General features: G+C 55.5%; 21 protein-coding genes and 1 riboswitch. Of the genes, 13 read left to right on the plus strand and 8 right to left on the minus strand.

Annotated elements, in window-relative coordinates:
- The first annotated feature begins 125 nt into the window (after window positions 1-125).
- Window positions 126-944 carry an undecaprenyl-diphosphate phosphatase gene (gene bacA, locus Q7C21_RS16625; protein WP_003848438.1) on the plus strand — a complete coding sequence of 273 codons (819 nt, stop codon included), beginning with the start codon at window positions 126-128 and terminating at the stop codon, window positions 942-944.
- A gap of 15 nt (window positions 945-959) precedes the next feature.
- Here the strand turns inward: bacA and Q7C21_RS16630 are convergent, their stop codons facing one another.
- Both Q7C21_RS16630 and Q7C21_RS16635 read right to left on the minus strand, forming a co-directional pair.
- Window positions 960-2,192, minus strand: a complete 1,233-nt coding sequence (locus Q7C21_RS16630; RefSeq protein ID WP_375150937.1) for a multifunctional CCA addition/repair protein — start codon at window positions 2,190-2,192, stop codon at window positions 960-962.
- Window positions 2,193-2,350: 158 nt separating this feature from the next.
- Entirely contained in the window at window positions 2,351-2,971 is a 621-nt protein-coding gene (locus tag Q7C21_RS16635; RefSeq protein ID WP_003848440.1) for a TIGR04211 family SH3 domain-containing protein, read from the minus strand.
- Window positions 2,972-3,243: 272 nt separating this feature from the next.
- Here Q7C21_RS16635 and Q7C21_RS16640 point away from each other — a divergent pair, with 272 nt between their 5' ends.
- The 3 genes from Q7C21_RS16640 to hldE all read left to right on the plus strand — a co-directional run bounded on the left by Q7C21_RS16640 (window position 3,244) and on the right by hldE (window position 8,935).
- On the plus strand, window positions 3,244-4,554 hold the full coding sequence (locus Q7C21_RS16640; RefSeq protein ID WP_039659374.1) for an inorganic triphosphatase: 1,311 nt from the start codon (window positions 3,244-3,246) through the stop codon (window positions 4,552-4,554).
- Between the two features lie 33 nt (window positions 4,555-4,587).
- The gene (gene glnE / locus Q7C21_RS16645) at window positions 4,588-7,440 is read left to right on the plus strand and encodes a bifunctional [glutamate--ammonia ligase]-adenylyl-L-tyrosine phosphorylase/[glutamate--ammonia-ligase] adenylyltransferase (RefSeq protein WP_375150938.1); all 2,853 of its coding nucleotides are present in this window, start codon (window positions 4,588-4,590) and stop codon (window positions 7,438-7,440) included.
- Between the two features lie 70 nt (window positions 7,441-7,510).
- Window positions 7,511-8,935, plus strand: coding sequence for a bifunctional D-glycero-beta-D-manno-heptose-7-phosphate kinase/D-glycero-beta-D-manno-heptose 1-phosphate adenylyltransferase HldE (gene hldE, locus Q7C21_RS16650; RefSeq protein WP_003848444.1), 1,425 nt, complete (start codon window positions 7,511-7,513; stop codon window positions 8,933-8,935).
- A 40-nt stretch (window positions 8,936-8,975) separates the two neighbouring features.
- Here hldE and Q7C21_RS16655 read toward each other — a convergent pair whose 3' ends face one another.
- A complete protein-coding gene (locus tag Q7C21_RS16655; protein ID WP_375150939.1) occupies window positions 8,976-9,365 on the minus strand; it encodes an accessory factor UbiK family protein in 390 nt (129 codons plus the stop codon).
- A 170-nt stretch (window positions 9,366-9,535) separates the two neighbouring features.
- Window positions 9,536-9,693: riboswitch (FMN riboswitch) on the plus strand.
- 110 nt (window positions 9,694-9,803) lie between these two features.
- On the opposite strand from Q7C21_RS16655, the gene ribB reads away from it, so the two are divergent.
- Window positions 9,804-10,460, plus strand: a complete 657-nt coding sequence (gene ribB, locus Q7C21_RS16660) for a 3,4-dihydroxy-2-butanone-4-phosphate synthase (RefSeq protein WP_003848447.1) — start codon at window positions 9,804-9,806, stop codon at window positions 10,458-10,460.
- 235 nt (window positions 10,461-10,695) lie between these two features.
- Complete coding sequence (ygiD, locus tag Q7C21_RS16665) at window positions 10,696-11,481, plus strand: 4,5-DOPA dioxygenase extradiol (protein ID WP_003848449.1); 786 nt, start codon at window positions 10,696-10,698, stop codon at window positions 11,479-11,481.
- Window positions 11,482-11,533: 52 nt separating this feature from the next.
- Here ygiD and Q7C21_RS16670 read toward each other — a convergent pair whose 3' ends face one another.
- The 3 genes from Q7C21_RS16670 to tolC form a co-directional block, all read right to left on the minus strand.
- Window positions 11,534-12,694 (minus strand): glutathionylspermidine synthase family protein, encoded by a 1,161-nt coding sequence (locus tag Q7C21_RS16670; protein WP_375150940.1) that lies wholly within the window; start codon window positions 12,692-12,694, stop codon window positions 11,534-11,536.
- A 7-nt stretch (window positions 12,695-12,701) separates the two neighbouring features.
- Window positions 12,702-13,373 carry a DUF1190 family protein gene (locus Q7C21_RS16675; RefSeq protein ID WP_003848451.1) on the minus strand — a complete coding sequence of 224 codons (672 nt, stop codon included), beginning with the start codon at window positions 13,371-13,373 and terminating at the stop codon, window positions 12,702-12,704.
- A 142-nt stretch (window positions 13,374-13,515) separates the two neighbouring features.
- Window positions 13,516-14,982, minus strand: a complete 1,467-nt coding sequence (gene tolC, locus Q7C21_RS16680; protein WP_003848452.1) for an outer membrane channel protein TolC — start codon at window positions 14,980-14,982, stop codon at window positions 13,516-13,518.
- Between the two features lie 213 nt (window positions 14,983-15,195).
- On the opposite strand from tolC, the gene nudF reads away from it, so the two are divergent.
- The 6 genes from nudF (at window position 15,196) to Q7C21_RS16710 (ending at window position 20,646) form a co-directional block, all read left to right on the plus strand.
- Window positions 15,196-15,831 (plus strand): ADP-ribose diphosphatase, encoded by a 636-nt coding sequence (nudF, locus tag Q7C21_RS16685; protein WP_033761442.1) that lies wholly within the window; start codon window positions 15,196-15,198, stop codon window positions 15,829-15,831.
- Entirely contained in the window at window positions 15,828-16,253 is a 426-nt protein-coding gene (locus Q7C21_RS16690) for a DUF1249 family protein (RefSeq protein WP_008925735.1), read from the plus strand. Before nudF ends, Q7C21_RS16690 begins: the two co-directional genes overlap by 4 nt.
- 42 nt (window positions 16,254-16,295) lie before the next feature.
- Window positions 16,296-17,123, plus strand: coding sequence for a 3',5'-cyclic-AMP phosphodiesterase (gene cpdA / locus Q7C21_RS16695; protein WP_003848455.1), 828 nt, complete (start codon window positions 16,296-16,298; stop codon window positions 17,121-17,123).
- A 3-nt stretch (window positions 17,124-17,126) separates the two neighbouring features.
- Window positions 17,127-17,708 (plus strand): esterase YqiA, encoded by a 582-nt coding sequence (yqiA, locus tag Q7C21_RS16700; protein WP_003848456.1) that lies wholly within the window; start codon window positions 17,127-17,129, stop codon window positions 17,706-17,708.
- Between the two features lie 48 nt (window positions 17,709-17,756).
- Window positions 17,757-19,652, plus strand: coding sequence for a DNA topoisomerase IV subunit B (gene parE / locus Q7C21_RS16705; protein ID WP_375150941.1), 1,896 nt, complete (start codon window positions 17,757-17,759; stop codon window positions 19,650-19,652).
- A 94-nt stretch (window positions 19,653-19,746) separates the two neighbouring features.
- A complete protein-coding gene (locus tag Q7C21_RS16710; protein ID WP_003848458.1) occupies window positions 19,747-20,646 on the plus strand; it encodes a LysR substrate-binding domain-containing protein in 900 nt (299 codons plus the stop codon).
- A gap of 380 nt (window positions 20,647-21,026) precedes the next feature.
- Here Q7C21_RS16710 and Q7C21_RS16715 read toward each other — a convergent pair whose 3' ends face one another.
- Window positions 21,027-21,335, minus strand: a complete 309-nt coding sequence (locus Q7C21_RS16715; RefSeq protein WP_003848459.1) for a putative quinol monooxygenase — start codon at window positions 21,333-21,335, stop codon at window positions 21,027-21,029.
- 47 nt (window positions 21,336-21,382) lie between these two features.
- Window positions 21,383-21,964, minus strand: a complete 582-nt coding sequence (locus Q7C21_RS16720) for an NAD(P)H-dependent oxidoreductase (RefSeq protein ID WP_003848461.1) — start codon at window positions 21,962-21,964, stop codon at window positions 21,383-21,385.
- Between the two features lie 167 nt (window positions 21,965-22,131).
- On the opposite strand from Q7C21_RS16720, the gene Q7C21_RS16725 reads away from it, so the two are divergent.
- A complete protein-coding gene (locus Q7C21_RS16725; RefSeq protein ID WP_375150942.1) occupies window positions 22,132-22,896 on the plus strand; it encodes a transporter substrate-binding domain-containing protein in 765 nt (254 codons plus the stop codon).
- Window positions 22,897-22,904 lie beyond the last annotated feature (8 nt).

The following is a 22,904-nucleotide window of genomic DNA, read 5'->3' on the forward strand; positions in this document are numbered from 1 at the left end:
TCGTTACAGCAGGCGAAACGGTGTAGACCTTAAGGTTTAATTCAGGCTTATAGCGGCATAATTTCAGGCGATAGCAGTGCGCTACCGCCTTTTTAATGGTTTGAAACGGATAGAGGGAACATTTGATGGCAGATATTCATCAGCTTTGGGTAGCTGCAATCCTGGGCGTTGTGGAAGGGCTGACCGAATTTTTACCGGTCTCTTCCACAGGGCACATGATTATAGTGGGTCACCTGCTGGGCTTTGAAGGTGAAAAAGCCGAGACCTTTGAAGTTGTGATTCAGTTAGGATCAATTCTGGCTGTGGTAGTGATGTTCTGGCGCCGTCTGTTTGGCCTGATCGGCATCCACTTTGGCGAAGTTAAACATGAAGGTGTTGGCACCGGCCGTCTGTCGTTGATCCACATCCTGCTGGGTATGGTGCCGGCGGTGGTTGTGGGTCTGGTCCTGCACGATCAGATTAAAACGCTGTTTAACCCGATCAACGTGATGTACGCGCTGGTGGTGGGGGGCGTTCTGCTGCTGGCTGCTGAGTACCTCAAGCCAAAACAGCCGAAAGCCGTCGGCGTTGATGATATTACCTATCGTCAGGCGTTCATGATTGGCTGTTTCCAGTGCTTAGCACTGTGGCCGGGCTTCTCACGTTCTGGTGCAACCATCTCGGGTGGCATGCTGATGGGCGTGAGCCGTTATGCCGCGTCAGAGTTCTCCTTCATCCTGGCAGTGCCAATGATGATGGGTGCGACCGTGCTGGACATGTACAAGAGCATCGGTTTCCTGACAATGGCGGATTTCCCGATGTTCGCCGTCGGCTTTGTCACGGCGTTTATCGTGGCGCTGATTGCGATCAAAGCCTTCCTTGAGCTGATTAAGCGCATCTCTTTCGTCTCGTTCGCGATTTATCGCTTTATCGTGGCGGCAGCGGTTTACATGGTCTTCATGTAAACCCTGGGCAGCCTGCTAGTCAGGCTGCCTGATCGCCAGACCCTGCGCGACGGCGTCAATTCGTCTCCGCGTCATCTCTTCCCGCACCTCTGCACCTTTAAACCCTGCTTCGACGACCGCTTTGGTCGGCACCGCCTGCGCCAGCGCAAAAGCACGACGCAGATAGTCGCCCTGCGGATAAGGCATGCTCTCCAGTCCAGCCCGCCCACGTGCATCCGCTTCGCTGGTCAGTGCCATCTGCTTAATACGCTGCGGCTTACGCCAGGCATCGATCCGATCAAACAGCGCCACCAGTGATGCCGGGGATTGCCGTTCGATGGTGTGCACAATGTCGTGGAACTCGGTCACGATTAACGCCAGATCGCGAATCGCGTTAGGTACCCGCAGTCGCTGACACAGCGCCTCGACCAGTGGAACGCCCGCCAGTCCATGACCGTGATGGCTCGGCCACAGTTCAGGCGGCGTCAGCGCCTTGCCGACGTCATGGAACAATGTAGCGAAGCGCACATCGATCTCGCTGGAGAGGGCTGCAGCCATCGCCAGTGTCATCAGGGTATGAACACCGGTGTCGATTTCCGGGTGCCATTTAATCGGCGCAGGAATACCAAACAGATTATCCAGCTCAGGAAACAGCACCTGCAACGCACCGCAGTCACGCAGAACCTGAAAATAGACCTGAGGATTACGGGCACTCAGCGCCTTTTCCGTCTCTTTCCACACGCGTTCGGCAGTGAGATTCGACAGCTCGCCGCTTTCGGCCATCTGCTGCATCAGTTGCTGGGTTTCGGGGGCAATACGAAAGTTGAGATGAGCAAAACGCGCAGCAAAACGCGCGACGCGCAATACCCGCAGCGGATCTTCACTGAAGGCTTCAGAGACATGACGCAGCAGGCGCAGGGCAATGTCACGCTGGCCATTATAGGGATCAACCAGCTCGCCGTTTTCATCCTGCGCGATAGCATTGATGGTGAGATCGCGGCGCTGTAAATCCTGCTCCAGCGTCACATCGGGCGAGGACCAGGTGACAAATCCAGTGTAGCCTTTCCCGTTTTTCCGCTCGGTCCGTGCCAGTGCATACTCTTCGCGACTGACGGGATGCAGGAAAACGGGAAAATCACGACCGACCTGTTGATAACCCTGCTCAAGCATGGCTTCGGGTGTGGAACCAGTGACAACCCAATCTTTATCTGTAACCGGCAGATTCAGCAGCGCATCACGCACCGCACCGCCAACAAGAAACGTCTTCACGCAAAACTCCAGAGAAAAAGAAATGATCTGCATGCCGGGCACGTCCCGCGCCTGAAATCAGCAGTGCATCTCATTTTATTGTTGCACAGATTCCCCGGATTGCAGACATGCCAAAAGGGGGATCCTGCGATCCCCCGCGAAAACCCGACAGAATGGGGTCAGTTCATCCAGCGATCGCTTTTCTTACGGCGCGGCAACATATGCGGCAGTAGCAGTCCCAGCAGCAGGCCGACACCCAGCACGCCGCCACCATACATAAACCACTGCATAATGATGGTGCGCTGTTTGTCATCCAGCTGAACGTTGGCGGCGCTGACTTTCTTCTGCGCGACAATCAGCTCATTTTTGAGCTTCTGATTTTCGCCTTTCAGCCCATTAATCACGCCGTCGCTGCTGGCGACTTTGTTCTGCATCTCAGCGGTGCGCTGGTTCCAGCTGTTGTCGATATTATCCAGCTTGGCCGTCAGATCCTTCACCTGCTGCTCAAGCTGCGGCACCCGGGTGCGCAGGCTCGGATTTGCGCTGAGCTGCGACAGAGGAATCCAGGTGGTGCGGCCTTCGGAATCGCGGATCTGGCCATAATGAGTATCGTTGTTGGTCTGTAATAGCTGAACTTCTTCCCCGGCATTCAGCTTACCGAGCAGGCGGAACTGATCGCCCGGCCCGCTACGAACCCAGGTTGAAAGCTCATCAGACACATAACGTTTTTCGTCGGCATGGGCAGGTGCAAGGCTGCTAAGGGCCAGCAAAGTGAGTCCAGCGAGTGTAATTTTTTTCATTCGATTTCGTTTGGCTTAGTCTGACTTAAAATTTACCGGCACAGTCTGGAGAGGCCTCGCATAAATCTGAATGAGAACTATCCTGGTCTCATGAGAGTGCGAAAAGGTCTGCGAAAGAGCAAAGAAAGCAGAGACAGCGCGGCTTCTGTGCATTAATCTTCGCCTGATAACCCCTTGCCCTCCAGGCGACAGCATGAGTAACCTGCTGATAATCGCCTGAAATATGCAGGAAAAACCCTCTTAAGTGCCAGCGGCGTAGTGAATAAAAAATTATGACCATCGAAATCGAACTAAAGTTCATTGCAACTCCCCAGGCAGCCGGGAAACTGGCTGAACTGCTCTCCACTCTGCCGCATCAGCATCAGGCTGCTCGCGAGCTGACCAATATCTACTTCGAAACCGACGATAACCAGCTGCGACGCTGGGACATGGGATTGCGTATCCGTGGCGTTGATCAGCGCTATGAAATGACGCTGAAAGCCGCGGGGCAGACGCTTGGCGGACTGCATCAGCGTCCGGAATACAATGTAGAACTCAGTGAGCCAGTGCTCGACATTGCGCGCCTGCCCGCAGAGATCTGGCCGCAGGGCACCGATGTCACTGCGCTGCAGCCGCGCTTACAGCCGCTGTTCACTACCCATTTCCAGCGTGAAGTCTGGCTGATCACCGCAGGCAACAGTGAAATTGAAGTGGCATTTGATCAGGGCGAAGTCACGGCGGGTGAGCTCAGCGAACCGTTGTGCGAGATCGAATTAGAGCTGAAACGGGGTGAACGCCAGGATCTGCTGGCCTTTGCGCAGCAGCTGGTGGCGCTGGGCGGTCTGCGTATGGGCAGCCTGAGCAAAGCCGCCCGAGGCTATCAGCTGGCCCAGGGTAATCCACCGCGTCAGGTTGAGGCGTTCCCGCTGCTGAAAGCCGGTGCGAAAGCGACTGTGGAGCAGGGTATGGTCGCCTCAATGTCGGCGGGGCTTCGTCACTGGCAATATCATGAAGAAGTCTGGCTGCGTGGTAACGCGGCGGCGCAGGACGCAGTGCGCGAAGCGCTGGATCTGCTGCGTCAGGCGTTCAGTCTGTTTGGTGCGCTGGTGCCGCGTAAAGCCAGTAGCGCTCTGCGTCAGCAACTGACCACGCTGGAAGAGACGCTGGTGAATGAAGAGCAGGAAGCCACCACGTTCTGCTTATCTTCCCTCTCTGTTGAGACGCAACTTGCGCTGACCCACTGGCTGGCGGAATCGCAATGGCGTCAGTGGATCGACGCTAAAGGAGAAGCCAAGCTTCAGGGATCGTTTAAACGCTTCAGCGATATCATGCTGAGCCGTGTTAATGCCGATCTGAGAGAAACCTTCATTACGGTAAAACAGCCTAATGAGTATCAGGACAAAGCCACCCGTCTGGCGCGTCAGCTGCTGACGGTGCACCTGCTGGCGGGTTCTTATCCTGTGGAAACGGTGATGGCCTGGCTTGATCCCTGGCAGCAACTGCAGTCAGCGATTCACGAAAAACAGACGTCCGGATTAGCCTGGCTGACGTCGCAGGCCCTGAAACAGCAGCCGTTCTGGCTCACCAGCGGCGCTGCCCGCTAAGGGACATTCCGTCACGCCATCAAGGAGGGAGTTATGTTGTCAGCACTGCCCGCGATGCTACGCGACCAGGCCGAAGCGGCCGCCCGACAGCTGGAGATTCCGCTGGATTCGCTCAGTCCGGAGCAGGCTGCCGGACTGGCTTTCAGCGATTTTGTGCTGGAAAACCTGCAACAACATCCCGACTGGTGGCAGACGATGCTCGACCAGCCGCCGCAGCCTGATGAGTGGCAACACTATTCTGCATGGCTGAATCAGGCGCTGAATGCAGTCGACAGCGAAGCGAGCCTGATGCGCGAACTGCGGCTGTTTCGACGCCGTATGCTGGTACGTGTCGCCTGGATGCAGGCTCTGCAACACGCGACGACCGAACAAAGCCTGCAGCAGCTCAGCGTCTTAGCTGAAGTGCTGATCAGCCGGGCACGTGACTGGGTCTATCAGGATTGCTGTCGTGATTTTGGTACACCCTGTAATGCGGAGGGTGATGCTCAACCGTTGCTGATTCTGGGCATGGGCAAGCTGGGCGGCGGCGAACTCAACTTCTCCTCTGATATCGACCTGATTTTTGCCTGGCCGGAAAACGGCACCACACGCGGCGGACGGCGTGAGCTCGACAACGCCCAGTTCTTTACCCGCATGGGACAGCGGCTGATCAAAGTGCTGGATCAACCCACCATGGATGGCTTTGTCTATCGGGTGGATATGCGGCTCCGTCCGTTTGGCGACAGCGGCCCGCTGGTGATGAGTTTTGCCGCGCTGGAAGATTATTACCAGGAGCAGGGGCGCGACTGGGAGCGTTATGCCATGGTCAAAGCGCGGCTGATGGGGGATGACCACGATCGCTGGAGTCTGGAGCTCCAGCAGATGCTGCGGCCCTTTGTTTACCGGCGCTACATCGACTTCAGCGTGATCCAGTCTCTGCGTAACATGAAAGGGATGATCAGCCGCGAAGTTCGTCGACGTGGTCTGAAAAACAATATCAAACTGGGTGCGGGCGGCATCCGTGAAACCGAGTTTATCGTGCAGGTGTTCCAGCTGATTCGTGGCGGACGAGAGCGCTCGCTTCAGCTGCGATCGCTGTTGCCGACGCTGGAGGCGATCAAAAATCTGGCCCTGCTTCCTGCTGAGCAGGTCGATGCACTTCGCGACGCTTATCTCTTCCTTCGGCGGCTGGAGAATCTGCTGCAAAGCCTGGGCGACGAGCAGACCCAAACGCTGCCAGAAGATGAACTGCATCGTGCCCGTCTGGTATGGGCGATGGATTGTGTCGACTGGGATGCTCTGATGACGCGGCTCGACGATCAGATGGCGGCGGTACGCGCCATCTTTGACGAGCTGATTGGTGAAGATACTCCAGACATTGGCGATCAGCGTGAGCTGGCAGAGTTTCAGGTGCTGTGGCAGGACCAGCTGGAGGATAGCGAGCTTGCGCCGCTGGTCCCGCAGCTCAGCGACGAGCAGCGATTAACGCTGCATCAGACACTGGAGGCGTTTCGTCAGGATATCAATCGACGCACTATCGGTCCGCGTGGTCGTCAGGCGCTGGATCAATTGATGCCGCGACTGCTGAGCGAAGTCTGCCCGCGTGACGATGCGGCTGTCACGCTGAGTCGCCTGACACCGCTGCTGATCGGCGTGCTGACCCGCAGTACCTATCTGGAGCTGCTGACCGAATATCACGGTGCGCTGCGTCACCTGATTCGCCTGTGCGCCGCCTCACCGATGGTGGCCAGCCAGCTGGCGCGTCACCCCTTGTTGCTGGATGAATTACTCGATCCCGCCACGCTCTATCAGCCGACGGCCACCGACGCCTATCGCGATGAGCTGCGTCAGTACCTGCTGCGCATCCCCACTGAGGATGAGGAGCAGCAGCTGGAAGCTGTGCGGCAGTTTAAGCAGGCGCAGCATCTGCGCATTGCTGCGGCTGATATCGCGGGCACGCTGCCCGTGATGAAAGTCAGTGACCATCTCACCTGGCTGGCAGAGGCGATTATCGAGTCGGTGGTCCGCCAGGCGTGGAATATGATGGTACAGCGCTACGGGCGTCCTTCGCATCTGAGTAATGAACATGAGCGCGGCTTTGCGGTGCTGGGCTACGGCAAGCTGGGTGGCTGGGAGCTGGGTTACAGTTCCGACCTGGATCTCGTCTTCCTGCATGACTGTCCGGCTGACGCGGTAACAGAAGGGGAGCGCAGCATTGATGGCCGTCAGTTCTATCTGCGCCTGGCCCAGCGCATCATGCATCTCTTCAGTACCCGCACTTCGTCCGGCATTCTTTATGAAGTCGATGCGCGGCTGCGTCCTTCGGGTGCGGCGGGCATGCTGGTCAGTACCTTTGAGGCCTTTGAGGAGTATCAGCGCAGTGAGGCCTGGACCTGGGAGCATCAGGCGCTGGTCCGGGCGCGCGTAGTATTTGGCGAGGCGACACTGGGTGAACGTTTTAACGTAATCCGTCAGGCGATTCTCTCACTGCCACGCGCCGCGGATGCGCTGCAAACCGAAGTACGCGAGATGCGTGAAAAGATGCGTACTCATCTCAGTAACAAACATAAAGGGCGCTGGGATATCAAAGCCGACGCGGGTGGCATCACCGATATTGAATTCATCGCCCAATATCTTGTCTTACGCTACGCCGCTGAGCAGCCTGAACTGACGCGCTGGTCTGACAATGTGCGCATTTTTGAGCTGATGGCGAAGTACCATAAAATGCCCGCAGATGAAGCGCAGGCGCTGACGCAGTCCTATGTGACGCTACGCGACGCACTGCACCATCGCGCCCTGCAGGAGTTGCCGGGTCATGTTGAACCTGAGGCGTATGCAGCGGAACGGCAGACGGTGATGAACAGCTGGCAGCGCTGGCTGGTAACCCCTGCGTCTATCCTGGCGTGATGCTGATAGCACAAATCGCAACTGTGCTATCATCCGCGCACTATTTTTAATGCAGTCTGGAGTGTCTGGAATGAAAGTGACTCTGCCCGCGTTCGGCCAAGCCTCAGTGCTGGTTGTTGGCGATGTAATGTTGGATCGTTACTGGTATGGCCCAACCAGCCGTATCTCCCCTGAAGCGCCGGTGCCGGTGGTGAAAGTGGACACGGTTGAAGAGCGCCCTGGCGGCGCGGCAAACGTAGCGATGAACATTGCAGCACTCGGTGCCGCGTCGCGCCTGATTGGCCTGACCGGTGAAGATGATGCGGCGCGCGTGTTGAGTAACACGCTGAAAGACGTCAACGTTCATTGTGACTTTGTGGCGATCAAAAGCCATCCGACGATTACCAAACTGCGCGTGCTTTCCCGCAATCAGCAGCTGATCCGTCTCGATTTTGAAGAGGGATTTGATCAGGTTGATCCGGCGCCGATTCATCAGAAAATGCGTGAGTCACTGGCCGCAGCAGGTGCGCTGGTGCTGTCCGACTACGCCAAAGGCGCGCTCTCCAGCGTGCAGACCATGATTACGCTGGCGCGCGAAGCGGGCGTGCCGGTATTAATCGATCCGAAAGGCACTGATTTTGCGCGTTACCGGGGCGCGACGCTGCTGACGCCGAACCTCTCTGAATTTGAAGCCGTGGTCGGCAAATGCAAAAACGAAGAAGAGATCGTCGCGCGTGGCGCGCAGTTAATTGCAGATTTTGATCTCGCTGCGCTGCTGGTGACCCGTTCAGAAAATGGCATGACGCTGCTGCAGCCGGGCAAAGCACCGCTGCATCTGCCGACTCAGGCACAGGAAGTTTATGACGTGACCGGTGCCGGCGACACGGTGATCGGCGTGCTGGCTGCGGCTCTGGCTGCGGGTGACTCGCTGGAAGAAGCCTGTTTCCTGGCCAATGCCGCGGCGGGTGTGGTGGTGGGTAAACTGGGTACGTCGACTGTCAGCACCGTCGAGCTGGAAAATGCGATTCACGCCCGCCCTGAACAGGGTTTTGGCATCATGACGGAAGCGCAGTTAAAAGCCGCCGTTGAGATGGCCCGCCGTCGTGGCGAAAAAGTGGTGATGACCAACGGCGTATTCGACATTTTGCATGCCGGCCATGTCTCCTATCTGGCAAATGCCCGCAAGCTCGGCGATCGCTTGATCGTCGCGGTGAACAGTGATGCGTCAACTAAACGTCTGAAAGGCGAAAGCCGCCCGGTGAATCCACAGGAAAACCGGATGATCGTGCTGGGCGCACTGGAAGCGGTCGACTGGGTGGTGGTATTTGAAGAGGATACGCCGCAGCGTCTGATTGCAGGCATTCTGCCGGACCTGCTGGTCAAAGGTGGCGATTACAAGCCGGAAGATATCGCGGGCAGTAAAGAGGTCTGGGCAAATGGCGGCGACGTGCAGGTGCTGAACTTCGAAGACGGTATCTCTACCACCAACATTATTAAAACCATTCGCGGTAGCTGAAGCAGAGCAGTAAGCGGGAGCCGGGCTCCCGCTAAACCGCTTATTCTTGCTTATTATCCGCAGCAGGCTTCGCCACGTCGGCAGCCGGTGCCGGTGACGCCGCTGGCGAACTCGCTACGGAGGCAGAAGGGGTGACTGCTGCAGAAGTGGTGACAGGTGCCGTTGCGGTCGGTGGCGTACCGGCTGACGAACCCTGACTTTCCAGCTGGGCCAGACGTTGTTCCAGCGCCGCCAGTTTCTCACGCGTACGCAGCAATACCTGCGTCTGCACATCAAACTCTTCACGGTTGACCAGATCCATACGGGTCAGCTGCGCCTGAAGAACCTGACGAATTTTCTTCTCGACATCATCACCAAACTCACGAACACCTTTAGGCATCGCTTCGTGAACCTGACGGGCAAGTTGTTCAATTTTTTTCGTGTCGATCATGATGATTTCCTGGTTACGGGAGCTGTGTCAGCGTGTTTACCAACGTAATAAGTGTTAAGTGTAATGCCAGAAATGAAAAGGATAAACCTCAAATCGGTAACGCAGGAAATGCAAAAGCAATTGCGCTATTGATGATTGCCGCTTCAAACGATCGGCGTTATAGTTTAAAGGCTTATTCTCAGGGCGGGGCGCAATTCCCCACCGGCGGTAAATCAGCTTCGGCTGAAAGCCCGCGAGCGCTTTATCTTGATGAAAAGAGAGATAAAGGTCAGCAGATCCGGTGTAATTCCGGGGCCGACGGTTACAGTCCGGATGGGAGAGGGTAACGACTTCTGTCGGACAATTGTGTCTGCTTCACGTTATTGCCACGTCTTTTTGACGTCACTCCTAAGCACGCCCTGATTCTGGTAACCCATACATTTTAAGGTTTTTATTACCATGAATCAGACGCTACTTTCTGAATTTGGCACGCCTGAACAGCGTGTAGAACGTGCTATCGCCGCCCTGCGTGAGGGACGCGGTGTGATGGTACTCGACGATGAAAATCGTGAAAACGAAGGCGACATGATCTTCGCCGCAGAAACCATGACGGTTGAACAGATGGCGCTGACCATTCGTCACGGCAGTGGCATCGTCTGCCTATGCCTGACCGAAGCGCGTCGCCAGCAGCTCGATCTGCCTATGATGGTGGAGAACAACACCAGCTCCTTTGGCACCGGTTTCACTGTGACCATTGAAGCCGCAGAAGGCGTCACTACGGGTGTCTCCGCTCAGGATCGTATCACCACTATCCGTACAGCTATCGCCGACAATGCCAAACCTTCTGACCTGCATCGCCCGGGCCATGTCTTCCCGTTGCGCGCCAGCGAAGGCGGTGTATTAACACGTGGCGGACATACGGAAGCGACCATCGATTTAGTGACGCTGGCCGGCTTCAAGCCTGCCGGTGTCCTTTGCGAACTGACCAACGATGACGGCAGCATGGCTCATGCACCCGAAGCGATTACTTTCGCTCGCCAGCACAACATGCCAGTAGTGACTATCGAAGACCTGATTGCATGGCGTCGCACGCACGAAACACGCCACGCCAGCTAATCGTTCTGCTGCGTTTAACGGGCCCCTTTCGGGCCTGTTTCCTTTCTGCCGCCCTCAGGATGGTCCGGTTTTAATCCTCCCTTTCCTTCTCTTTTGTCCGATAAATATCTGAAATTCCTGCTACGTTAAATTTCATTCAAATTTCCTGATGATCTCCATCATGCTTATCAGCGTGATAAAGCGGCGAATGCGCGTATCGTAGTGGCTATCAAACAGACGATCCCGGGGATCACGAATGAGCCAGTTACGTATGCCAGCGCTGTTTTTGGGTCATGGCAGCCCAATGAATGCCCTTGAAGAGAACCGCTATACCGCCGCATGGCGTCATGCGGGTGACACTCTGCCACGTCCACGTGCGATTATTGCGGTTTCAGCGCACTGGTATACGCGCGGCACCGCCGTGACAGCAATGGCTCATCCTAAGACGATTCATGATTTTGGTGGCTTCCCGCAGGCGCTGTTTGACACACGCTATCCGGCGCCGGGATCGCCTGAACTGGCCCAGCAACTGGCAGAGCTTTTAGCGCCTGTCGACGTAAAGCTTGATCAGGAATGGGGACTGGATCATGGATCATGGGGCGTCCTCATCAGGATGTATCCCGATGCCGACATTCCGGTCGTGCAGCTAAGCATTGATGGCACTAAACCAGCGGCGTGGCACTTTGAGATGGGCCAGAAACTGGCTGCGCTGCGCGATCAGGGTGTGATGATTGTCGCCAGCGGCAACGTGGTGCATAACCTGCGTAAAGTGCGCTGGGACGGCAATAGCGAAGTCTATCCGTGGGCCAGCAGTTTTGAGCAGTTTGTCCGCGATAACCTGGCGGTGCAGAGCGATGCGGCTTCTCATCCGCTGGTCAACTTTATGGACCATCCGGGTGCGGCGCTGTCTAATCCAACACCCGAACACTATCTGCCGCTGCTGTATGTGCTGGGCGCACGTCAGCCGGATGAAACCATCAGCATTCCGATTGATGGCATGGAGATGGGTGCAATCAGCATGTTGTCGGTTCAGGTAGGTTAGGGCAAAGCTAAGAGAATACAGGCCAGAAGCTGACCTGTATTCTCGCGGCGCGTTAGCCGATAAATGCGTGCGGGTAGAAACGGGAGAGATCCTGAGTGATCAAATCGCGATCTTCACGCAGGCCAATACCCGCCGGTTGATCGTCAATCAGCCAGCTGCCGATCAGCGTATAGCTGTCGCCAAATTTAGGCAGAGGATGGAACTGCTGAACGATCATTCCCTCTTCACCGTATGGCCCATCAACGCGGGCAATCTCCTGACCATTTTCTACGATCCGGATATTGGCACCTTCACGTGAAAACAGCGGCTTCACCACATATTTGTCCATGTGCGGAACGTCATCTTCGGCGAACCAGGCGGGCAGCAGGTTAGGGTGATTCGGGAACATTTCCCACAGCAACGGCAGCAGGGCTTTGTTCGAGACGATGCTTTTCCATGCCGGTTCAAGCCAGCGTACGCCAGCATCACCCAGCTTGGTTGAGAACATCTCACGCAGCATAAACTCCCACGGATAAAGCTTGAACAGGTTACTGATCACCTGATCCTGAGCATCGGTAAATTCCCCTTTTTCGCCCAGGCCAATTTCATCTATATAGAGAAATTCACTCGGCAGCCCCGCTTCAGTAGCGCAGTCCTGAAGATATTGCACGGTGCCACGATCTTCGTCGGTGTCGCGGCAGCAGGCGAAGTGCAGCCAGTTAAAGCCGTGCTGCTGATGTAATGCGGCAAAACGTTCAATCAGCTTTTCCTGCAGGCTATTAAACTGGTCACTGCCTGCCGGGAGCTGACCTGCGTTGAGCTGGTCTTCCAGCCACAGCCACTGGAAAAATGCCGCTTCATACAGTGAGGTCGGCGTATCGGCATTGTTCTCCAGCAGCTTCACATCGCCTTTGCCATGCCAGGCAAGATCAAGGCGTGAGTAAAGCGACGGCTGACGCTGATGCCATGAATCGCGCACGAAGTCCCAGGTGTGTTTTGGAATGCGGAATTTGGTCAGCAGCGCTTCGCTGTTTACGACCTTATCCACGACCTGCAGGCACATCTGATGCAGTTCTGCAGTGACATCTTCCAGATGCTCGATTTGCGCCAGCGTGAACTGGTAATAAGCATCTTCACACCAGTAGGGTTCGCCATGCATGGTATGAAAACGAAAACCGAACTCGGTGGCTTTTTCACGCCAGCCTGGGCGTTCTGAAATGGCAATGCGTTCCATCGGGGCGTTAGCCTCCCATTGAGCGGCTGGATGTACCGCTGGCGCTGCTTCGCTGCATGCTGTTCTGTTTCGCGACGGTTTCACCAAAGCCACCACGGGTAATGGTGGAGGTCGTTGCCGGTTTTGGTGCCAGCGCCGTTTTAGGCACGGTCATGGTTTTGCCGGAAGTGGCAGCACCATAGTTACGGCCGGAGGCATCAACAAACTGGCCGTTTGCCGGGCTGCGGGCATTTTTCGGTGAGAATAGCGGTTGCTGCGCAAAGCCCGAACCACCGCCCATCATGCGGCCCATCATGTAACCGGCCATTAGTGGCATCCAGAAGCTGCCGCCACTCTGCTGCGATTCAGCATTGGTGGTGCCAACGCCCGCCTGAGCCGGTGTCTGCTGACACTGATTTTCACCAAATTCAGCGACACAATCTTCACGCGTGGCATATTTTGGCGCAGTTCGTTCAGCCTCTTTTTTAGCCTCATTGAATGCGGTAGTACACTGCGCACTCTGGCCCGGATTGGCTTTCGAACAGTCATCCGCATTCTGGTACATCGAAACCGTTTCATCGTTCTGTTCGCAGCCAGCCAGCATAAATACGGCTGAAACGGCGATAGCAACGGGCGTCAAGTGGCGTGCCTGCCAGCTTTTACGAAAAGCGGCATAGCGAATAGATTTTGTGCGTTTCATTATGATTATCCTGTGCCCAAAGGTAGCGCATAGAATAGGGGAAGGGGGGGTAAAATTGAAGCTGGAGGCCTGATACAACAGGGATCTTTACTTAGTTATACGTTCAACAGAGAGACGGGCCGCAAAGCAGCCCGTCCACTGATTATTGACCGAAAGGATTACCGCTGCTGTGGCGAGCCGCAGGACGCGCTGCCTCAGACGAGCCAGTTGCCACCGGACCGCTATCCACACGAGCGGTCTGCTGGGCATTTTCCGGCGCCACCGTTTCCGGGGAAGTCGGAATCTCTTTACCCAGTTGGCTGTTCAGTTTCTGCAGGCTCTGCTCGTTGAGCGTACCCAGTGCATAGCTGATATTCAGCTGGTTAATCAGGTAGCTATAACGCGCATCAGAGAGCTGCTGTTTCGCGTTGTAGAGCACGGTCGTTGCATCCAGCACATCGACGATGGTACGTGTACCCACCTGATAGCCCGCTTCGGACGCATCCAGTGAGCTTTGTGCAGAGACGACTGCCTGTTTGTAGGCGTTGATGCTGCTGATAGACGCATTCACGTTGTTAAACGAGGAGCGTACCGTCTGTACTGCTGTGCGGTGAGCGCTTTCCAGCTGTTCGCTGGCGCTGACAAAATTGTATTGCGCCTGTTTCACCTGAGAGGTAACGCTGCCGCCGCTATACAGTGGCAGTGAGAAACTCAGGCCAACCTGGTTTGAACCGGTAATTGAATCGGTAGAACCCTGGCTCTGGTTTGCACGGCTGCCGCCATATTTGCTGTTTGACATGCCGGTGGAGGCGGTCAGATCCAGCGTCGGCATATGGCCGGTTTCCGCTGAGCGAATCTGCTCACGCGCCAGATCCTGATTCAGACGCGCAGAGAGCAGTGACAGGTTACGGCTTTCTGCCTGCTTAAGCAGCGCACTCACCGCTTCGGGCTTATCGGTTCTGAAACGATCAATGCTCAGCGAAGCCAGCGACATATAGTCCATGCCGGTAATCTGACGCAGCGTTTCTACGTTGTTATCAAGATTGTTACGCGCGGTCACTTCATTGGCCAGCACGCTGTCATACTGCGCACGGGCGTTCTGAACATCAGTGATGGCAACCAGGCCAACGTTAAAACGCTGGGTGGTCTGATCCAGCTCGCGGTAGATAGACTGTTTCTGCGCTTCAGTGTAAGAAAGGGTATCAATCGCTTTCAGCACGTTGAAGTAGGCCGTTGCGGTGTTCAGAATCAGATCCTGCTGCGCCACCTGATAGGTCACATCCTGAATACCGGCGGTCTTTTCCTGCAGAGTCAGCGCGCGCCATTTCGACATGTCGAAAATAGTCTGGGTTAAATTCAGAGAGCCGCTGGTCGTGTTGGAATGAAGACCACTACTGTCGCGATAACCGTTATTATAGGCGTAGTCTGCACCCAGTCCGAGCTGAGGTAATAATGGGCTACGCGCTTCGTTGATTTTCTCAAAAGCAGAATCACGATCGGCAGCGGCGCTGCGCAGATCCGGGTTGCTCAGACGTGCTTGCTGGTAAACCTGAAGCAGGTCTTCGGCCTGGCTGGCGAAGCTGAAACCGCCCAGGCTAAGCCCAATAAAAAATGGGAGCAGTTTTTTCATTTGCATTCCTTTTGTTGCAGCAAATTGCAGTGGGTGCGCTGCCGGGTAAGCCAAAAAATTATCGCCGATTCTAGCAGAGGGCAACTGTGAGATAAGTTGGCTGAAAGTGCCTTCTATCTCTAATCTACGTAAATATTTCAGAAAGAACTACTTACATGGAGCACGGTTACAGGCTTTTTTCGCTCCACCCCAATCTGCACAAGGAACCTGATGATGCCGGAAGAAAAAAAATCCCCTGTGACTTTCACAAAAAACGATGTAGAAATTATTGCACGAGAAACACTCTACAAAGGTTTTTTTTCCGTTGAGCGATACCGCTTCCGCCACCGCCAGTTTAATGGCGAAATGAGTGGAGAAGTGCAACGCGAAGTTTTTGAGCGCGGACATGCTGCCGTGCTGCTACCTTATGATCCCTTACGCGATGAAGTGGTGCTGATTGAACAGATCCGCATCCCGGCTTATGACAGCAGTGCTTCACCCTGGCTGCTGGAGATGGTCGCCGGTATTATCGAGCCCGGTGAATCGGTCGAGCAGGTTGTGCGCCGTGAAGCCGTTGAAGAAGCAGGATTGGACGTCGGTCGGGTTAAGCCCATGCTTAGCTATCTGGCCAGCCCTGGCGGCACCAGCGAACGTTTATCGGTGCTGATTGGGGAAGTGGATGCCAGCCAGGCAGAGGGATGCCATGGTCTGGAGGAAGAGAATGAGGATATTCTTGTCCATGTGGTGAGCCGCGAACAGGCGTACCGCTGGGTGGAAGAGGGGATAATTGATAATGCGGCGTCTGTCATCGCCTTGCAATGGCTGGCGTTGCACCATGAAAAACTACGCGAAGAGTGGATACAAAAATGAAACAGCGCTATACCCCTGACTTTCCCGAAATGATGCGGCTCTGCGAAACCAATTTCGCCCAGTTACGCCGCCTGCTGCCGCGTAACGATGAGGCGGGAGAATCGGTGATCTATCAGGTGAGTGGCGCCCGTTATCAACTGACGATTCAGGAGTCGACACGCTACACCACGCTGGTGGAGATCCGCCAGGTCGCACCTGCCGTGAGTTACTGGAGTCTGCCCTCGATGTCGGTCAGGCTCTATCACGATGCGATGGTCGCCGAAGTGTGTTCAACTCAACAGATCTATCGGTTCAAAGCGCGCTATGATTATCCTAATAAAAAATTGCATCAGCGCGATGAAAAACATCAGATAAACCAGTTTCTCGCAGACTGGCTGCGTTACTGCCTGGCACATGGCGCGATGGCGGTTCCGGTCTGCTGATGCGTATAATGCAGTAAATGGCGTGGAGACGAAGGAAACGCTTTGGATAGCCTGCTAACTCTTCCTGCAGCGAACGGTTCCGAAATCAGGATTTTGCAAATCACGGATACCCACCTGTTCGCGGGAAAACATGAATCGTTGCTTGGGGTGAACACCTGGTCGAGCTACGACGCCGTGCTGGATGCGATTATTGCGCAACATCGCGACTATGATCTGATCATCGCCACGGGCGATCTCGCCCAGGATCACTCTATCGAAGCCTATCAGCATTTTGCTGAGGGCATCTCTCGCTTGCCGCGGCCCTGCGTCTGGCTACCCGGTAATCACGATTTTCAGCCCGCAATGGTGGATACACTGGCGGCAGCGCACATCAATGCCCATAAGCAGGTGCTGGTGGGTGAGCAGTGGCAGATTGTGTTGCTCGACAGCCAGGTCTACGGTGTTCCGCATGGAATGCTGAGCGACTATCAGCTGGAGTGGCTCGACAACGCGCTGGCCCGCTTTCCGCAACGGCATACGCTGGTTATGCTGCATCACCATCCGCTGGCCTCTGGCTGCACCTGGCTCGATCAGCACAGCCTGCGCAATTCGCATCAGCTTGATGCCGTGTTACAGCGCTATCCGTTAGCCCGGACGCTGGTCTGTGGCCATATTCACCAGGAGCTGGATATGGAATGGCATGGCCGTCGGGTGCTGGCGACGCCCTCTACCTGTGTCCAGTTCAAACCGCACTGTACCAGTTTTGCGATTGACACCGTGGCTCCCGGCTGGCGCTGGTTTACACTGCATCCGGATGGCGGCCTTGAGACCGAAGTGAACCGGCTTGACACCGACGCTTTTCGTCCCGATTTAGACTCCGAAGGATACTGACGCGTGGCAGCACTGCTCTATCTGCACGGTTTTAACAGTTCGCCGCAGTCCGCGAAGGCGACTCAGTTCCGGCAATGGTTAGCGATGCAGCACCCGGAGATCGACATGATCGTGCCACAGCTGCCGACCTTTCCCGCTGATGCGGCGGCAGTGCTGGAAGACCTGGTGCTGAGCCGCAGTGGCGAAACCCTGGGCGTGGTAGGATCGTCGCTGGGCGGTTATTACGCTACCTGGCTGTCCCAATGTTTTATGCTGCCGGCTGTTGTCGTCAATCCCGCAGTACGCCCTTTTGAACTGCTGGTGGATTTCCTTGGCGAAAATCAGAATCCCTACACGGGCCAGCAATATGTGTTAGAGTCACGCCACATTTACGATCTCAAAGTAATGCAGATTGAACCGCTGGAAGCGCCCGATTTACTCTGGCTGCTGCAACAGACCGGCGATGAAGTTCTCGATTACCGACAGGCACTCGACTATTACAGCGCGTGCCGTCACACGGTAGAAGAGGGCGGAAATCATGCATTTACTGGATTCGAGCGCCATTTCCCGCAGATTCTGGACTTTCTTGGTCTGAATCATCCCTGAGTAATGCGGAAATCGCACCAATTTCACCCTTCTAATCAGACATTTACGATGAGTCAATCAAACTATAACGCGGATGCCATTGAGGTCCTGACTGGCCTTGAGCCTGTTCGCCGTCGTCCGGGCATGTATACCGATACGACGCGGCCCAACCATTTGGGTCAGGAAGTGATTGATAACAGCGTCGATGAGGCGCTGGGCGGCCACGCGAAGCGGGTTGAAGTGATTCTGCACGCTGACCAGTCGCTGGAAGTTATTGATGATGGGCGCGGCATGCCGGTGGATATTCACCCGGAAGAGGGCGTACCTGCTGTCGAGCTGATCCTGTGTCGTCTGCATGCGGGCGGCAAGTTCTCCAATAAAAACTATCAGTTCTCGGGCGGTCTGCACGGCGTCGGCATTTCTGTGGTTAACGCCCTGTCAAAACGCGTCGAAGTCACGGTGCGCCGTAATGGCGAAATCTATGACATGGCGTTTGAAAATGGTGACAAAGTTCAGGATCTCACGGTTACCGGCACGGTGGCGAAACGCAACACTGGTACGCGCGTCCATTTCTGGCCTGATGAAAGCTTCTTCGACAGCCCACGCTTCTCGGTATCACGCTTATCCCATCTGCTGAAAGCCAAAGCGGTGCTCTGTCCTGGCGTTGAGATTGTCTTTAAAGACAAACTGAACAATACCGAACAGACCTGGTGCTACGAAGATGGCCTGACGGACTACCTGTACGAAGCGGTGAATGGCTTACCGACGCTGCCGGAAAAACCCTTTGTCGGCAGTTTTGCCGGCGATGTGGAGGCGGTGGACTGGGCGCTGTTATGGCTGCCGGAAGGCGGTGAACTGTTAACCGAAAGCTACGTTAACCTCATCCCGACGATGCAGGGCGGGACACACGTTAACGGTCTGCGTCAGGGACTGCTGGATGCGATGCGCGAGTTCTGCGAATACCGCAATATCCTGCCGCGTGGCGTCAAACTCTCAGCGGAAGATATCTGGGATCGCTGTGCCTATGTGCTGTCGGTCAAAATGCAGGATCCTCAGTTTGCCGGGCAGACCAAAGAGCGTCTCTCTTCACGTCAGTGCGCAGCCTTTGTCTCTGGCGTCGTCAAAGATGCCTTCAGCCTGTGGCTGAACCAGAACATTCAGACGGCAGAACAGCTGGCTGAGCTGGCGATCTCCAGCGCCCAGCGGCGTATGCGGGCAGCCAAAAAAGTGGTGCGTAAAAAGCTCACCAGCGGTCCGGCGCTGCCGGGCAAACTGGCGGACTGCACCGCGCAGGATCTGAATAAAACGGAATTGTTCCTTGTCGAAGGGGATTCGGCAGGCGGATCGGCCAAGCAGGCGCGCGATCGTGAATATCAGGCGATCATGCCGCTCAAGGGCAAGATCCTGAATACCTGGGAAGTCTCGTCCGATGAGGTGCTGGCATCGCAGGAAGTCCATGATATTTCTGTGGCGATCGGCATTGATCCTGACAGCGAAGATCTTTCGCAGCTGCGTTACGGCAAAATCTGCATTCTGGCGGATGCGGACTCAGATGGTCTGCATATTGCCACGCTACTCTGTGCGCTGTTCGTCAAACATTTCCGCTCACTGGTCAGCAATGGTCACGTCTATGTGGCCATGCCGCCGCTTTACCGTATTGATCTCGGTAAAGAGGTCTACTATGCGCTGGATGAAGATGAGAAAGAGGGCGTGCTGGAGCAGCTGAAACGCAAAAAGGGTAAACCTAACGTTCAGCGCTTTAAAGGGTTGGGTGAGATGAACCCACTGCAGTTGCGTGAAACCACGCTGGATCCGAATACCCGCCGCCTGGTACAGCTGACTATCAGCGAAGAGGATGTCGATCAGACGATACGCATGATGGATATGCTGCTGGCGAAAAAACGTTCCGAAGACCGGCGCAACTGGTTGCAGGAAAAAGGCGACACGGCCGATATCGACGTGTAAAAGACAGGACGCGAAAGCGTCCTGTTTTGTTTATGCTTGCACCTGTACACCTTCATCGAACCTGGCTGATTTAGAGAGCAGAGACAGCAATCTTGTGAAAATTACCCTGGAAGAGCTACGTGCCTGGGTAGCGGTGGTAGACAGTGGTTCCATTACTGCGGCGGCATCCCAGCTGGCGCAGACCAGTTCAGGCATCAGCCGGGCACTCTCCCGGCTGGAGAGCAAGCTGCAGACCACGCTGTTGCATCGCACTACCCGACGGCTGGCGCTGACCGAAGAGGGTCAGGTTTTTCTGGAGCATGCGCGCCAGATCCTGGCCTCCGTTGAGCAGGCCGAAGAGCAGATTGCCCTGCGGCGCGAGATGCCGTCAGGACGGCTTCGGGTGAACGCTGCAACACCCTTCATGCTGCATGTGATTGTGCCGCTGGTAGACGATTTCCGCGCCCGTTATCCGCTGATCCAGCTTGAGCTGAATACCGACGATATTATGATCGATTTGCTTGAGCAGCAGACGGACATTGCTATTCGTATCGGTGAACTGCGTGACTCTACATTACATGCACGGCTGCTCGGCAGCAGTGCGATTCAGCTGATGGCCAGTCCGGCCTATCTGGCAAAAGCGGGCACGCCACAAAGCGTGGCCGATCTCGCACAGCATCAAAAAATCGGCTTTAGTCATCCTGAATCCCTCAACGTCTGGCCGGTCCTGCAGCCTGATGGTGATTTCATGCGTATTAAGCCGACTATCTCAGCTTCCAGTGGCGAAACCATCCGGCAGCTGGCGCTGGCGGGACAGGGCATTGCGCGTATCTCCGACTTTTTCAGCCGGGAAGATTGCGCCACTGGCCGGCTGGTGCCTGTACTCTCCGCGGAAACCCGCGATCTGCGCCTGCCGGTGCATGCGGTTTATTACCGAAACACCACGCTCTCTTCGCGCATCGGCTGCTTTCTGGATTTTCTTCGCAGTGAGATTGATCGGCGGCAACTGCTGTAAGCCGGTCTGCCAGAAACAAAAAAACCTCTGTCGCAGGACAGAGGTTCAGATAGATGACAATTACGCATTCGGGCACATCTGACCGCAATGCATTCGCTCAGCGCGCAGGGGCCAAGGTCAGAGGAGGAAAACGTCCCGCGGCCTGGGACAAAAACGCCGGGAGCGTTTTTGAACAACGCAACGCGTTGGCCCGGTAACGGGCGCACCTCAGGGATGAGGTGCGTAATCGCGCGGGCCGGGCATGTCATGGATGACGGCTTTTGCGTTTTTCCGATCTGACCCTGATCCCTGTGCCAGCTCGATCTCACAGCGACGGTGGCCGGAATTTATCCCCAGCCTTAACCCCAGCTACACAACCGCAGTAAAGCCTTCAGCACTAATCAGGCGCTGGGTTCCAGCACCAGAATCTTCACATCCACCACATCATCTTTAATGATGCTGCGATGCGCATCCATGTGCGGCATCTGCTGATGCTGCTCAAGATGGCGCAGGCTTTCCCACTGCTCTAACATGAAAATGGAGTCCGGCGAGTTCTGCTTCCACGGCACCTGCGCCTGATGGTCCAGCAACGCGTCATACTGATGGCAGCCATCTTCTTCTAACACCAGCGGGATCAGCTTTTTCACCGCATCCAGCACGGCCTGACGGCGACCGGGTTTAACACAAATTTCAGCAACGACGGTTAACATTCGTGAATTCCTCTTTCGTGGGAAAATAGGGGTAGCCCCTCATCATCTTACGCAAAAACGCGGCTAAGATGGGTCCGATAAGCGGCAATATCACGCGGCACGTCCGGTGCTTTGATCACATCGTTGCAGATAAAGGTCGGCAGCGCTTCCATTCCCAGGAACTGGTTGGCTTTGTGGAAGTGCAGATAGAGACCATCGACGCCAACACCTTCAAAGAACTGCTCCGGGTCAGTAAAAGCCTGTAGCGGCGCATTCCACGTCAGTGACAGCATATATTTTTTGCCCTGCAGCAGACCGCCGGAACCGTACTTCTTCGCCGCATCAGAACGGGTTCGGCCATCGCTGGCGTAGAGCGAGCCGTGACCTTCGGTAAAGACCTCATCAATGTAACGCTTCACGGTCCAGGGTTCGCCCATCCACCAGCCCGGCATCTGATAAATCACGACATCGCTGTCGACATATTTCTGCACTTCATCGGCAATCACGTAGTTGCTGTCGGCCACGGTCACTGACACTTCATGGCCCATATCACGCAGCTGACTGGCTGCAACATCGGTCAGGGTGTGGTTCAGTTCACCTTTAGAGTGGGCAAACGTTTTGCCGCCATCAATAATTAAAATCTTGCTCATGCACAGGTTGCCTCGTTTTCTGAATATGTCGCCTAGCTTACACGTGCGCCATTCCCGGAAAAATGGGAGGTAGATCACAACACTTTTGCTGTGGCAGCAACAATACGCCGGTTTATGGCACCATCGTTGGGCAAACTCACTATGAAAACAGTCAAGAAAACATCAAAATGAAAAAAATCGTTTTCTCTTTACTGCTGGCCAGCAGTGCGGTCCAGGCACAATCTCATCTCGACACCATTCTCAGTTCTAAAACGCTCAGGGTCTGCACCACCGGGGATTACAAGCCTTACAGCTTTCTTCGCCCGGATGGTCAGTATGAAGGGCTGGATATCAGCATGGCGAACGCACTGACGATGTCGCTCGGCGCGAAAGTGGAGTGGGTACCGACCACCTGGAAAACCCTGATGCCTGACTTTCTGGCAAAACAGTGTGATATCGCCGTCGGCGGCGTCTCCGTCACGCTGAAACGTCAGCAGACCGCCTGGTTCGCCCGGCCGCTGGATGTGGATGGCAAAATCCCGCTGGTGCGCTGCACAGATAAAGATCGCTTCCAGACCCTTGAACAGCTCAACCGGCCTGAGGTGCGGCTGATTGAACCGGCGGGCGGCACCAACGAAGCCTTTGTACACAGCCACCTGCCGAAAGCCTCACTGACGCTGTTCCACGATAACGTCACCATCTTCCAGCAACTGGTGGATAAAAAGGCGGATGTGATGATTACCGATGCCTCTGAAGCGCGTTTTCAGCAGCAGCATTACCCGACGCTCTGTGCGATCAATCCCGACAAACCGCTACAGTATGGCGAGAAGGCTTATATGATTCCGCGTGACGATATCAGCTGGAAGCTCTATGTCGACCAGTGGGTGCATCTCAGCACCGCCACCGGCGAATATCGTGATATTGCCCGCCAGTGGATGGGCGCAAAGCCCTGACGCACTCG

The organism is Pantoea sp. ANP04 (genome assembly GCF_041982285.1).
Lineage (GTDB): Bacteria > Pseudomonadota > Gammaproteobacteria > Enterobacterales > Enterobacteriaceae > Pantoea > Pantoea eucalypti.